The sequence below is a fragment of the Methanolobus bombayensis genome (assembly GCF_017873415.1).
GTDB classification, from domain to species: domain Archaea; phylum Halobacteriota; class Methanosarcinia; order Methanosarcinales; family Methanosarcinaceae; genus Methanolobus; species Methanolobus bombayensis.
This window is the reverse complement of record NZ_JAGGKD010000004.1, coordinates 78,062-91,937: the sequence shown is the minus strand read 5'-3', so window position 1 is coordinate 91,937 and position 13,876 is coordinate 78,062. Positions and strand designations below refer to the sequence as shown.

The window sequence follows — 13,876 nt, the reverse complement described above, 5'->3', positions numbered from 1 at the left end:
CTCAAAATACCACCCCTTCATCAAGATACTTTGCAATCGTGACTGTTCCGACAAAGGATATAATGGCCAGCACAAGTGCCACATCCATGAAGAAAACAGACTCCTGTACATATGAGTAGATACCGAGCATGACAACGATAACTGTTGTCATTGCATCAAGGGCTACGACCCTGTCAGGAATTGTCGGTCCCTTGATAACCCGGTATAAACAGGGTATAAAGGATATAACCATGAAGATAAGTGAATATTCGAGCAGATTCATTCGAATGCCTCCATTGTATATTTTTCCAGGTCCTCTCTTATGGACTGAGCTACTCCTTCCGGATCAGTTGCATCGATGGCATGCACATAAAGTATGGACTTGTCATCAGATACATCAATGGTCAGTGTACCGGGTGTGAGGGTAATGGTATTTGCAATGGCAGTTATACCAATGTCAGTCTTGGAATCAATTGGCACTGCAATGATACCCGGTTTAATATCTATCTTTGGTTGCAATACAATCTTTGCGACCATGATATTTGCCTTTATGATCTCCACTATAAGCACATAGAGGAATTTAATCTGAGCCGGTATCTTCTTTATTGCATTGCCGAAGGAGAACTCAAGGTCAAATGGGAAAAGGAACTTGAACGGCCTGATAATGAATGGCGCAATAATAAGCCCCAGTATGAAATTGTTAACACTTATAGTACCATGAACAAAACACCATACAAGAGCAAGTATAGCTGAGTAAGCAATGTATCTTTTCATCTTACAACCCTCACAAGTACAGCATCAATATACGGCTGCGGATCAAGTATCTGATGGGCAGTTGCATTTGCAAGTGCTATCAGTGGTTCTGCGTAAATTCCGAACGCAACGACCGTCAGTGCGAGCACAACTATTGGAAGTGACATCAGAAGAGATGTACCATGATTAGAGTATTCTCCGTATTTTTCAACATCCCTTTTTTCGCCCCAGAACATCAGTAACATTGCCCTGAACATGTAGAAGAGCGTGAATATTGCAAAGAAAAGTGCAATTCCTATTGCAAAATAATACTGTTCACCAATACCTGCATCAAAAAGACTGAACTTAGCAATGAAACCTCCAAGTGGTGGCATTCCTGCAATTGACATAGCACCCACAAGGAACATAAGTGACATCAGTGGTGAACTATCAACCATGCCACCCATCTTTCTCATATCCCTGGTTCCTGCGTGGTGAATAATTCCACCAGAAGTAAGGAAAAGCATTGATTTTGCAACTGCGTGGTTCACAAGATAGACAAGTGCCGCCGTTATTCCATAGATGCTTCCAAAGCTGATACCAAGGAAAACATAACCTATCTGGCTTACACTTGAGTAAGCAAGCAGCCGTTTTACATCGGTCTGTGCAACTGCTGAAATAGCTCCGACAACTATGGTTGCCAGTGCAAGATACATTATGACAGGCTTGAAAATGTCAAGAGTATCAATGAATATCAGGAAGAATACCCTGAGCATTCCGTATGCTCCTACCTTTATGAGAACACCACTAAGCATTGCACTTATTGGTGATGGTGCTGTGGGGTGCACATCCGGAAGCCAGTAATGAAGTGGAAATATTGCAGCCTTGTTGCCAAAAACCACAACGAACATCAAAGCAATGGCAAAAACATGCCATGGAAGTGTTCCTGCTGCACTCATTGCACTGAGCTTTACCGAAATATCCGCCATGTTCAGCGTTCCGGTTGTAGCATAAAGTGAAGCTACTGCAACGAGCATCACAAATGAACTTATCATGTTGAGTACGAGATATTTGAAAGTGGCTTCCATTTTATCAGAACTCTTGGTTACGCCTCCCTGCTCATTTGCTACTACAAGTCCGCATGATGAAAGCAGAAGTATCTCAAAGAAGACGAAAAGATTGAAGATATCGCCTGTGAGGAATGAACCGTTCAGTCCTGCCACCAGCAGACTGAAAAGCGGATAGTAGGATGCACTCAATGATTTCCTCTCGATGTAATCAAGTGAGTATATCAACGAAAGGAAAGATACAAATGATGTGAGCACAACCATTCCTGAACTTAAGAGGTCAGCTACCAGTATGATTCCGTATTTCCCCCATTCTCCTAATTCGTAAGCCTGAATCCCACCTGACCATACCTGTGAAAGTAGGATTATACTCAAAACTAACATTGCAAATGACACAGCAATGCTTATTGCCTTCTGCATCCCTGGCTGCTTCCTGAGAAGTATCATAAGTGCAGCCACAAGTATAGGAGTGGCTATCAGTATGATAGGGATATGAGTTGACAGGTTCATCCCCGGAGCCTCCTGAGTTCCCTGATGTCAGTTGTCCCATATTCCTCGTAAATGCGGTATGCAAGGATCAATATGAATGCTGTTATAGCCAGGCTGATCACAATGGCTGTCAGTACAAGAGCCTGTACAAGAGGATCAACAAAATCCACATGTTGGCCTGCTTCTGTCACAGGAGCCAGTATTCCCTGGTTAAGAGAATCTGTAAAGATAGCTCCTGTTGCTTCTGCAGCACCGTGTCCTCCATCATCGGTTATAATCGGCACTTTAGTTCCTGCAAAGGCCCCTGTTGAAACGATCAGAAGGTTAACTGCATGTGAAAGGACACTAAGTCCGATAATAACCCTGACAATATCGCGGCGAAGTATAAGGAAAGTACCGATACCGAAAAGAATTGCTATAGTAAGAGAGAGTAATGTATTGTTCATTCGTCATCACCTACGTTTTTGAAAATGGAAAGCAATCCTCCAATCACCACGAAATAAACTCCTATATCGAAAAGGCCGGCTGATACCAGCTCAATTTCTCCGAAGAATGGCAGGTGGACAAATTCCACAGCACTTCTGAAGAAGTTATGAGAGAAGGCAATTGCTGCGAAAGCTGTCAATGAAGCCAGCAATAGACCGAAAGCAAACCAATTACCCCAGTCAGGGTTAAAGAATGATTTTATGTGATAAAGACCGAATGCCACGTAGGTCAGTGCGATAACTGAAGCGAACATGACACCGCCAATGAATCCTCCTCCAGGATTATTGTGTCCCGCAAGTAAGAGGGAAATTGAGAAGAGGATGACCAAAGGTAAACATATCTTAGTTATTGTTTTTGTTATCAAAGTTGTCATTCGTCCTCACCTCTGCTGTGTATAAGATTATAAACACCAAGTGCTGCCAGACAGACCACAGAGATCTCACCGAGTGTATCATATCCTCTGAAATCCACAATAATTACATTCACAATATTGTGACCGCCTGCAAGTGAAAGACTGTTCTCTATGAAATAATAGGAGAGAGACTCAAATGGTGGAATTATTCCCTGTGTTGCATTTATCAGCATGATAAAGATCATTGCTGATACAGCCACAGATATCACAAGGTCCCTGGCAAGTGTAGTTGTTGGTATATGTTCCTTGAATTTCTGCGGAATCTTCACGATTGCCAGCAGGAAGATAATAGTTGAAAGGGTCTCTACCAATACCTGTGTGAGTGCCAGGTCAGGTGCCTGAAGATATATGAACAGCAGAGCAACCAGATATCCAAGACCTGAAAGTGATATGATGGCAGGAATGTATCTTGGAAGTAATGCCGCTCCAAGAGCTCCAACTATCATGAACAGGAATATCAGACCTTCATAAAGCGGAATGTCGAAATTGAGATTCTGTGGCACAAGAGTAGTTGCAAGCATTATTAAAGGAATTGCAAACATTGCAAGTGTCAAAAGCAGCAGGGCCAGAACATAGGTCTTTATCGGACCAGGTTGCATTCTGTTTGAGAACTGGGATGTGACACTCTTTGCGTTGTTCACTGCACCATCATAATAATAATTGACACTGATCCATGGGAACATTGCATTGAACCTGTTCTGCCACTCTGCAATCCTGCCATACTGTGTATATATAAGAATACCCAGGATAAATGTGGCTATGGTCATCATCAGTGGAGTTGTGAATCCATGCCAGAGCTTTACATGCAGGTGAGCTTCCTCAAGAAGAATTCCTGAAACTGTAGGCTCAATGAAATTGTGTACCGGAATTGAAGGTACAAGTCCGAATAGTATGATAAGACCTGCAAGGAAAATTGCCGGTGCAAGCATTACCATTGAAGGGTCATGAATGTGAACAGGCAAGCCCTTTGATGGCCTTTTACCAAGGAATATACCGTCTATGAGCTTAATGGAATAGGCGAATGTGAAGACACCACCAAGTACTGCAAGTACAGGTATTAGTATTGTATATGGTCCTCCAAGAAGATGACCCATCTCAACAGATGCCTCATAGAACATTTCCTTACTTAAGAAACCATTAAGAGGCGGAACTCCCGCCATTGATAAAGCTCCAATGGCAGCCACTATGAACGTAATAGGCATTTCTTTACGCAAACCACCCATTTTTGTGATATCCCTGGTAGCAGTTTCGTGTGCCACTATACCTGCCACAAGGAAGAGACATGCCTTGAATGTTGCGTGGTTAAGAAGATGGAATGTTGCAGCAGCCACACCAATTCCAGGTTCATGGTGAGTGGTGTAACCGTACATAGTCATAAGATAAGCAAGCTGGCTGATTGTTGAATATGCCAGAATTCCTTTGATGTCAGTCTGCCTGAATGCAAGGAAACCTGCAAGGAGCATTGTAAATATTCCTACTCCACTTACCAGAATGAACCAGGCTTCTGTACCCGAGAACATTGGATGGATCCTTGCTACGAGGTATATACCGGCCTTTACCATTGTGGCTGAGTGCAGGAACGCACTGACCGGGGTTGGTGCTTCCATTGCATTTGGAAGCCATATGTAAAACGGACCCTGCGCTGACTTTGAAGCAGCACCGATGAGTATGAGAATTAGTGCATAGATGAAAAGGTTATGATTTTGCAGGGCATCCCTTATGGATTCATTATGTAATATAGTTGGAATGTCAAATGTTCCGGTGACAGCGTTCAACACCAAGAATCCTGCAAGCATAAATAAACCACCTGAAGCGGTGATAAGCATTGATTTGGTTGCTCCATACACAGACATTGGTCTATTGCGCCAGTAACCGATAAGCATGAAAGAAGTTATGCTGGTAAGTTCCCAGAATATGAAAAGTTGAATAGTATTAGCAGAGAAAACCATACCGAGCATTGACCCCATGAAGAAAAGGAGTTGCTGGTAATACCTTGGAAGATCCTCTTTCTTTGACATGTATCCATTAGAGTATGACATGATAATTACACCAATGCCGGATACAATGAAACCGAACATGACACTCAGGCCATCGGCATAGAAAGACAGGTTAATCCCCATTGAAGGAAGCCATTCGATAGTTCCCTGAATAGTCTCCCCGTGTATTATCTCCGGTGCAACCTGAGCAATCAAAAGTAAACTCAGGAAGGCAACTGCGGAAGCGTACCATCCTACTTTTTCCTTTAGAAGTTTTTCAACGGCAGGCAATATACCGGCCAAAACAAATGGCAAAAAAACCGCTATAGTAATTGCTGTAAACGAATCCATGTCACCTTACATTCAGTTCCATATATATAATGTTTTTTAATGTGAATTATTATTTATGATGGATTATTTAGAAGAGAAGCAGCATTATAATTATAAAAAAAATGACGTAATTATTATGGCATAATATTTATATATAAGAAAATGATGAACAGGAATTCCTGTAAAAATAGCAGTATAATAGAGAAATATAATGCTTTTAATTATTCTTCATTCAATTATTCCTGTGATACCATGAAACAAAACTTATCTTCTTATTTCTCTTATATCAGTTCCTCATTAAGCATATTCAAATCTGCATATCCTATTTGTCTCGCACTAATAATCTGCACTATATTAATGATAATTCCTGTTGCAGCTCTTTCAATCAACAATGAGACTTCATCAGCTGAATCTATGATAACTGAACAGGGAAATGTTTCAGAGTATAATCATCTGATAGAATTGAGTCTTCTGAACACTGGATACGTTGTTGTTAGCGAATCCATGGTGTATCTGATCGAATCAACCAAAGGTCAGGACTCAAATCAAACTGAAATAAAACTCTGGATACCTGAAAATGCGGAAATAATGCAATTCCAGGTCACAGACATGGCAAATACTAATTCCGCTGTGCCTGTAAATTTTACAAGAGATACAAATTACCTGTATTTTTATTCCAATGAAAATGAAGTTTCCAGTGACATGCCACTTCTTTACGGCATAAGATATGTATTGCCAGATACAGGAGATGAAGTATTCCGAAAGATCATTTATGAAAAAGGAGAACTTGAGCAACCAATGTCCAGGCTTATCGTTACAGTCCACCATGATGAGAACACAGACATTAGTCTCTTTTCTGAGAATGGAGATTTACTTGCAGCGGATGATACTGTAGTGGAAGCAAATTACAGTTCATACACCTGGAATACACCTGAGTTCAATGAATTTACCATTAACCGTGAACAAAATGAACTGGTACAAAGTACTGAAACATCCGAAAATAACCTGATAATACCGATACTGGTTCTTATTGTGATTGTAGTAGCAGTTGGATACTATTACATGAGGAAAAAATCTCCTGCAAATTCAAAAGATATCAGTGAACTGGAAGACCTCTATGATGCAGAAATGGCAGTGCTTTCACAAATAAAGCAGGATAGAAAAAATAATAAACTCAGTCAGGAAGAGTTTGATAACCTTAAGAAAAAGCACAGTGAAAGTGCATCAAAGATAAAAATAGAGCTGGAGAAACTAAAAAGGACCTAATGGTCCTCATATACTTCTTCTTTTTCCGGCTCAAACTCTGTGACATCGGCTGTAAGCCATCCGATATCGTAACTCTGCCCGCAACTTGGGCATATCAGTCCAAGTCTTGCTTTTCCATCTTTTATTTCCTTGAAATATACGTGGAAACCACGCTGATATCCACAGTTCATACATTCCCGAAAATAGCTATTTTCTGAACCCATTATTAAAAATCAGAATGCTGAAATAAATCATTGTCGATATAAATGTTCAGATATTTCTTCCACAATGTTTATCAGAAAATATTCTCAAGAAAGACCTATGTTCAAAGGAATCATTTTTGACTCCGATGGAGTTCTGGTTAACTCAATGCCATTTCACGCAAAGGCATGGGTAGAAGTTTTTTCAGAATACGGCATTGAAGTTACCGAGGAAGACATCTATGAGATCGAAGGCTCAAACCACGTAGGAGTCATCAACATCTTTTTTGGCAGGGTAGGCAGAACACCGGAACCTGAAATATATGATGAGATACTTGAAAAGAAAAGAGCACATTTCCTTGAAAATAATGATGCTGAAGTTTTTGAAGGCATGTATGATTGCCTCAGTTCCCTGAAAGACAATTTTAAACTGGCAGTTGCATCAGGTGCCGACAGAACAATTGTTACATCACTCATGGATAAATTCTATTCGGGAATATTTGACGTTATCATCTCCGGGGAAGATGTTGAAAATGGAAAGCCTGATCCTGAACCATATGAAAAGGCTATTGAAAAGTTAGGAATTAATAAAAACGAGTGTCTGGTTGTTGAGAATGCACCACTGGGAGTTGAATCTGCTAAGAATGCCGGTGTGTTTTGCGTAGGAGTACCAACATACCTTAAACCAGAACAGCTTCAGGATGCAGATATTGTAGTTGAGAACCACGCAGAACTAATAGATTACCTGATGAGTCTTGACCAAAAAAAAGAACTATAAATAAAATTGAAAAATGTACGGTTATACCAACCGTACTGTTTCAAGATTTGTAAGCGCTTTTGTCTCAAGTCTGTTCTTTTTGTGAAGTGAACTTGCAAGATCAATGCATGAACGCTCATCGCCGTGTTCAGTATACACTCTTTCAGGGCGTGGTTTCATCCTCTTGATGTAATCCATAAGTTGTCTTCTGTCAGAGTGACCTGAGAAACCGTCAACAACCTCAACATTCATATTCATTTTAATTACCTGGGTGCCTTCCCTTGTAGAGAGTGGAATTTCCTTCCAGCCTTTCTGTATTCTCCTACCAAGGGTTCCGTCAGCCTGGTAACCTACAAACACAAGAGTGTTTTTCTCATTTTCTGCAAATGCCTTGAAGTATTCAATGACAGGACCCGCATTCATCATACCTGATGTAGAAAGAATCACGCATGGCTCTGGTTCCTCGATGATTTTCTGACGCAGTTCATTGGAATCAACCGGTTTGAAACATTCGGAAAGGAACGGATTCTGTCCTTTCTGGAAGATAAGTTTACGCAGATCATTATTAAGATATTCAGGATATGTTGCATGAATAGCAGTTGCTTCCCATATCATACCGTCAAGATAGACAGGAACCTCTGGTATTATTCCCTTGCGTATTGCATCCTCAAGAACAATCATTACTTCCTGGCTTCTTCCTACTGCAAAGGCAGGGATAAGAACTATTCCATCATTCTTCAGTGTTGAATTGACAATGTTCTGGAGGTTCTTTTCAGCTTCCTGTAGTGATGGTTGTGTTGCATTGGAATTTCCATATGTGGATTCCATGATAACACTCTCAACACGAGGGAACCTGTTAACCGCAGCATCGAAGAGTCTTGTTTTCTCATACTTGAAGTCACCTGTAACAACGACATTGTGCAAACCGTCACCAATATGGAAGTGTGAAACAGCTGAACCCAGAATGTGTCCTGCATTGTGGAATGTAAGTTTGATATCAGGAGCAATGTCAGTTACTTCCTCGTAATCAAGGACAATTGTATGTTTTAATCCTTCCCTGACATCAGCTGAACTGTATGGAGGTCTTTTGCCTTCCTTTGCAGCAACATCTATGTAGTCAAGCTGCAGCAGTGCCATAAGATCTCTGGTTGGAGGAGTACAGTAAATTGGCCCTTCAAATCCATACTTGTAAAGAAGCGGCACAAGACCCTGGTGATCAAGGTGAGCATGTGTAAGTACCACAGCATCTATCTGGTTGATCGGATATGCTTCCGGTACATAGAGATAAGGAGTCATGTTGTCGTCCGAACCTACATTGACACCACAATCTATCATTATGCGTGATTCAGGAGTGGAAATAATAAAGCAGCTTCTTCCTACTTCTTTTGCACCACCAAGAGAGGTTACTCTTACCCATTCATCTTTGGAAGTGCATCCTCTGTGAATCTTTCTGCCTACGGATTTAAGTATGTCTTTTCTTTCTTTGTGATTTGTACGCATGAACTCACGTATGTTCTGTACAGTACGTGATTTTATAGGTGGTGTCCTCACAACCTTTGGAGTCCATCCTATCTTTTTAGTGATCTCCCTGAGAGTCTCTCCATGTTTTCCAATTACAAGACCTGGTTTTTCAGCTTCTATTATAACTTCACCTACATCAGGGTCAAAGTGATAATTGGAAACACCTGATTCATCCGGAACTGTCTGTACTATTTTATTTATAGACTCTTCCGGTGGCATAAGCACCTTTGGATCAGGACGTACAACAATACGTGTCCTCAGTGCTTTTGCAAGGTTGCGGACAATATTACCATTGTCTGCAAATTTTTTAGGCTCTTCTGTATAAACAACTAACTGGGGGCCTTCAAACTCAACACTAGAAATAGTAGTACCGCGAGGTAGTTTTTCTTCTATTTTCTTCTTCAAATCAGATAGTACTTCTTCTACCGCCATTAAAACAGCCTTCCTGTAAAAAAGTAAAAAATAATATAGTTAAAAACTATATTGAAAACGTTATTTTAAGTAAGAAATTAAAGAATTATCAAATCAGTTGATTAGAAATTTTCCCTCATTTTCTTGACTTCTTCCATATCAAGCCTTGTGGCTTTATCTTCTGTAATAACTATCACATCAATATTCTCACCGGATGCAGAGTCCCTTTTCATTGCATTGTGAAGTGCTCTTACAGCCAGTTCAATACCTTCCTCAGTGGACATCTCTTCCCTGTATCTGTCCTCAAGTACACCGTATGCAAAAGGAGAACCAGAACCTGTAGATACAGCCTTTGTCTCTTCGATACTTCCACCAAGTGCATCAAGTGAGTAGATTGAAGGTCCATTCTTGTCATATCCACCGACAAGAAGCTGCACCATAAGAGGATAGTACCTCTGCCCACTGAGCATATTGGACAACAATGTTGTAAGTCCCTTAATGGTCATGGACTCCTTACGCCTCATTTTGTACAACTTAGACTCCACACTCATGACCCTCACGATCTGTTGTGCGTCTCCCACGGAACCTGCAATGGTCATAGCTACACGATCATCGATCTGATATACCTTCTTTGCAGTTTTGCTTGCAATGAAATTCCCCATTGTTGCACGCTGCTCGGTCGCAAGAACAACACCGTCTTTGCAAACTATCCCTACAGTGGTTGTACCTTTGTAATGTTTATCATTAACCATTAATTATACCTCATACAAAAATGAGAAAATAAATTGAAAAATGTACAATGCATGACATGCATCAGTTACCCATTAGCAATTTTTATATATATATTTATCCCTTGCAGAATTTATAAATCACAGAACACCCAGTTCATCTGCAAGATTTCTAACCCTATCAATACGTCCCCTGTCGGCTCCTTTCTTTTGCATTTTAAGGATACGTTTTTCCAATGATATCCTTTTAGTGCCAACTAAAAGGTTGTCAGCATGGGCAACTATTTTCTGTTCAATTGTTATCGGAATGTAATCATCATCAGGAAGATGCAATTCTTTTGCTTCTTCCCTTGTAACACCCGCTCCGATATGTCTTTTTATAATTTCCTGAATTTCATATCCAAGATCGTAAGACCTCGCTATTTCAACACCAAGGATAGCATGATCTATAGCATGACTTTCCGATCTGCCAAGATCGTGTAAAAGACCACCTATTTCAACGAGTTCAAGATCAACATCCTGACCTTCAGTCTTTAATTTGGATGCAATCTCAAGAGCAAGCTCTGAAACAGCAATGCAATGAGCTATAACTTTTTCACTACAGCCTGATTCTTTCAGGATATTCAGAGCATCCTCACGTGAGATCATTTTTCATTATCAAGAAATGCCAGACGCTTTTCAATCTTTTCGATGAATTCGGCATTATCCTCATACATCATATCCTCACCGCAATAAGGACAGAGGAACTCACATTCAGTAGCTTCGTTGAAATTGAGACGAATGCACCCTTCAGGACAGGCATAGAACACATTATCCTCTTCAAACTCAACCCTGGTCTTGAGATTTTTCACAAGTCTTTTCTTCTCTTTTAAAAGCTGAGGTTCTATATCAGTCATATCAAGTGTCCAGAGATATGTTAACCATCCACTGCTGGAATCACGTTCACGCCTGCATATTGCAAGCTTATTCTCGTTGAGTATAAAAAGGGTTCTTCGGACTATGTTCAACAGGATACCTGTGGCTTCTGCTATCTCTTCATCAGTAACCTCGCCCTCAGGCATGTTAACTATCATCTCTAATCCATCTTCACCCACCAGCCGAACGAGATAACCTCTGACAACCGGATCATTCAAATCTATCAAAAAATTTCACCTCATGATATGCATGTTTAATGCAATTTACTTAAATATTAATCTTTGCTTGCAAATTCTGCCCGGTACAAAACACCAAGTACCTGTTATAATCATTATTCAGGGTTCAAGTAAATTCAATGATTCACGTATAAATATGACGCTATCTTTCATCCTGCAGATAACTTCATCACGACTTTTTCCCGAACATAGTACTGAGATCACAGGTTCAAATGGACCGATAACCTGACCAGCAACCGGAATATCACATACGTTCATTTTAAAGAGCATGTCACGGACGGTTTCATTCATTATCATCTGCTTTTCAGAATATATTATACCTCTTCCAGAATAGCCATCTTCATTTACACTAACATTTGCATTCTCTTTTTCAACCAAATTTTCAATTGGTAGTTCAATATCTCCTTCAAAGGCTTTCATGTGAGCATCCAGAAGATTGATTCCTGTTGACATTTCAACCGTATCAAGGCTGCCCTGGAAACGTGCATTCATTTCAATAACAACAGGTCCATTTTCAGTAATAATAAAATCAACACCGTTGGAACCTATAAGCCCCATTTCAAGTATAAGCTCTTCGGAAATTTGCTTCATCTCAGAAGCATAAGGCGTATCAAAGGGAGTAATATTACCACAATATGCAAAAGGCATATTTGTAAACCAGGGTGTACCAATAAGCTGTTCATTAACAGCAATTGCAACAGCTTTTTCTTTTGTAGAAATAACTGAAACGCTTGCAGGAATACCATCTACGAATTCCTGTGCTATTATCTTGTTCTTGCCTGAAGGAAGACCTGTTTCTTTCAGCCTTTTTTTCAGAAACAAAAGGTCATCTTTACTTTCAATCTTCATATTAAAAATTCCACCACCTGAACAGGCAGGTTTTACCATTAATGGAAGTTCCAATTCATTGATACTAGAAAGGAGCACGGTTTTTGGATGAGTTATCCCTCTTTTTTCAAGAAAACAAGAAAACAGGTATTTATCAGAAACCTCTGTCATTTTATGGGATTCATTTCCCAGAATCCTGTATGGAAATTGTTCAAGACCTATTGTCTCAAAACCTGAACCAGGTATAATGGCATCGAAATCCACACCAAAATCTTCTATGATTTCTGAAATTATTTCCAGACTAATTTTTGTTGCATCAAAACCTTCACCAATATCCAGTTTTGCAAAAGCTCTTGCACATTGCTGCATGTCATGATCACAAAAAGCATCTACAGCATACATGTTGTATCCAGCCCGGGAGCCGGAACAAACAATATTGCGGGTGCTGAAACCAATTACAAGTATATTTTTCATATTCCTACAAACCGGGTCATGACAGATCAGCAACAGCAAGAAGACCTTTTTCTGTTTTGACAACAGGTATCTCGGTACCGGGTTCTGCAGAGAACATAACAGGCTTTTTGACAGTTACTGTCTCATAAGTATCCGGATCCAGGACCATGAGATCATCATTTTCCATTGCAACAAGCATTGTTTTTGGAAGATCTTTTCGCTTTGCAACAAGTCTTGCTCCCTTTATATCATCCGGAGTGGCTGTGAAGCGGGCTCCTGTTTCAACATCCATCCCAGTAACGTTTTTGGAGAACTTTCTTATCTCTATAATCCTTCCTTTGTAATCAATAATATCCTGTGGCATAAATTCCGGTAGCCTTAATGAAAAAGTTATACGATACATATCCTTTCCGTCTTTCATTCCCTGCAGCGATGCAGACTCTGAAAAACTACCACCAAGATGAGAAGTTATTTCCTTGCATATATGCCTTGCTGCATTTGAAGAACCAATATAAAGGTCAGTTCCTTCCTTAAGTTCCAGAGAACTGGAGATAAATGCAAGCCTGTCACCTTTGTTTAGTAACCTTTCAAGGACAGAACCTGCTATATTGATACATTCCTGTTTCTCTTCATCACCAGGAATTCTATTTGTAGCACGTATCTGTATGATAGCCTCGAAATATCCACCTGATATCCTGCTGCACATATCACATGATTCACGGACTATGCGAACCTCTGTTTCAAGTTCCTGGTGGAACGTTTCATCAAGTAAAATAGCATCAACTTCAATATGTACATTATACAGGTACGGAGTACGTGCCCTTGGTTCGATATATAATTCTATATCGTCTGCAAGCTCATGGACAAAAAGAGCATCTTCAGCAGTTCGTATAACTATTTCTTCAAGATCACCCTGCTCAACCCATTTGTTTTTTACATTGCGGGCCCCGCATGTAGAGCACATCTTTGCATGCAGAACCGGCGCTATTTCAGCAAGAACAAAGTTTTCCAGGAAACAATCCTTGCATTTGCCCTGAAAAAGCTTTGTTGTGGGCTTTCCACATTTGGGACATAAGGTATTGTTCATTGGCTCTGATACCATGGTTACTTA

General features: G+C 40.2%; 15 protein-coding genes. 2 read left to right on the top strand and 13 right to left on the bottom strand.

The annotated features are described in order from the left end of the window. Position 1: 1 nt before the first annotated feature. The 6 genes from J2746_RS06115 to mbhE are packed head-to-tail and all read right to left on the bottom strand — an operon-like array spanning position 2 to position 5,492. Positions 2 to 262 (bottom strand): cation:proton antiporter, encoded by a 261-nt coding sequence (locus J2746_RS06115; RefSeq protein ID WP_209617810.1) that lies wholly within the window; start codon positions 260 to 262, stop codon positions 2 to 4. Next, positions 259 to 753, bottom strand: coding sequence for a Na+/H+ antiporter subunit E (locus J2746_RS06110; RefSeq protein WP_209617807.1), 495 nt, complete (start codon positions 751 to 753; stop codon positions 259 to 261). The genes J2746_RS06115 and J2746_RS06110 overlap by 4 nt, the downstream gene beginning before the upstream one ends. Next, complete coding sequence (locus J2746_RS06105; protein ID WP_209617804.1) at positions 750 to 2,288, bottom strand: NADH-quinone oxidoreductase subunit M; 1,539 nt, start codon at positions 2,286 to 2,288, stop codon at positions 750 to 752. The genes J2746_RS06110 and J2746_RS06105 overlap by 4 nt, the downstream gene beginning before the upstream one ends. Then, positions 2,285 to 2,713, bottom strand: coding sequence for an NADH-quinone oxidoreductase subunit K (locus J2746_RS06100; RefSeq protein ID WP_209617801.1), 429 nt, complete (start codon positions 2,711 to 2,713; stop codon positions 2,285 to 2,287). Before J2746_RS06100 ends, J2746_RS06105 begins: the two co-directional genes overlap by 4 nt. Continuing rightward, positions 2,710 to 3,126 carry a monovalent cation/H+ antiporter subunit B gene (locus tag J2746_RS06095; RefSeq protein ID WP_209617798.1) on the bottom strand — a complete coding sequence of 139 codons (417 nt, stop codon included), beginning with the start codon at positions 3,124 to 3,126 and terminating at the stop codon, positions 2,710 to 2,712. The genes J2746_RS06100 and J2746_RS06095 overlap by 4 nt, the downstream gene beginning before the upstream one ends. Further along, positions 3,123 to 5,492: a hydrogen gas-evolving membrane-bound hydrogenase subunit E gene (gene mbhE / locus J2746_RS06090; RefSeq protein ID WP_209617795.1), complete on the bottom strand. Its 2,370-nt coding sequence runs from the start codon at positions 5,490 to 5,492 to the stop codon at positions 3,123 to 3,125. The genes J2746_RS06095 and mbhE overlap by 4 nt, the downstream gene beginning before the upstream one ends. Before the next feature lie 336 nt (positions 5,493 to 5,828). On the opposite strand from mbhE, the gene J2746_RS06085 reads away from it, so the two are divergent. Then, a complete protein-coding gene (locus J2746_RS06085) occupies positions 5,829 to 6,737 on the top strand; it encodes a hypothetical protein (protein WP_209617793.1) in 909 nt (302 codons plus the stop codon). Here the strand turns inward: J2746_RS06085 and J2746_RS06080 are convergent. Beyond that, positions 6,734 to 6,907, bottom strand: a complete 174-nt coding sequence (locus J2746_RS06080) for a hypothetical protein (protein WP_245250016.1) — start codon at positions 6,905 to 6,907, stop codon at positions 6,734 to 6,736. The genes J2746_RS06085 and J2746_RS06080 overlap by 4 nt on opposite strands. Before the next feature lie 130 nt (positions 6,908 to 7,037). Here J2746_RS06080 and J2746_RS06075 point away from each other — a divergent pair, with 130 nt between their 5' ends. Continuing rightward, positions 7,038 to 7,694 carry an HAD family hydrolase gene (locus J2746_RS06075; protein WP_209617787.1) on the top strand — a complete coding sequence of 219 codons (657 nt, stop codon included), beginning with the start codon at positions 7,038 to 7,040 and terminating at the stop codon, positions 7,692 to 7,694. Between the two features lie 21 nt (positions 7,695 to 7,715). On the opposite strand, the gene J2746_RS06070 is transcribed toward J2746_RS06075, so the two are convergent. The 6 genes from J2746_RS06070 to J2746_RS06045 all read right to left on the bottom strand — a co-directional run bounded on the left by J2746_RS06070 (position 7,716) and on the right by J2746_RS06045 (position 13,867). After that, entirely contained in the window at positions 7,716 to 9,626 is a 1,911-nt protein-coding gene (locus J2746_RS06070) for a beta-CASP ribonuclease aCPSF1 (RefSeq protein ID WP_209617785.1), read from the bottom strand. A 101-nt stretch (positions 9,627 to 9,727) separates the two neighbouring features. Next, positions 9,728 to 10,357, bottom strand: coding sequence for an archaeal proteasome endopeptidase complex subunit beta (gene psmB, locus J2746_RS06065; protein WP_209617782.1), 630 nt, complete (start codon positions 10,355 to 10,357; stop codon positions 9,728 to 9,730). A gap of 117 nt (positions 10,358 to 10,474) precedes the next feature. Next, positions 10,475 to 10,981: an HDIG domain-containing metalloprotein gene (locus J2746_RS06060; RefSeq protein WP_209617779.1), complete on the bottom strand. Its 507-nt coding sequence runs from the start codon at positions 10,979 to 10,981 to the stop codon at positions 10,475 to 10,477. Continuing rightward, entirely contained in the window at positions 10,978 to 11,475 is a 498-nt protein-coding gene (locus tag J2746_RS06055; protein ID WP_209617776.1) for a transcription factor, read from the bottom strand. The genes J2746_RS06060 and J2746_RS06055 overlap by 4 nt, the downstream gene beginning before the upstream one ends. A 108-nt stretch (positions 11,476 to 11,583) precedes the next feature. Further along, the gene (locus J2746_RS06050; protein WP_245250015.1) at positions 11,584 to 12,849 is read right to left on the bottom strand and encodes an ATP-grasp domain-containing protein; all 1,266 of its coding nucleotides are present in this window, start codon (positions 12,847 to 12,849) and stop codon (positions 11,584 to 11,586) included. Beyond that, positions 12,803 to 13,867, bottom strand: a complete 1,065-nt coding sequence (locus J2746_RS06045; protein ID WP_245250014.1) for a 60S ribosomal export protein NMD3 — start codon at positions 13,865 to 13,867, stop codon at positions 12,803 to 12,805. The genes J2746_RS06050 and J2746_RS06045 overlap by 47 nt, the downstream gene beginning before the upstream one ends. Positions 13,868 to 13,876: the final 9 nt, after the last annotated feature.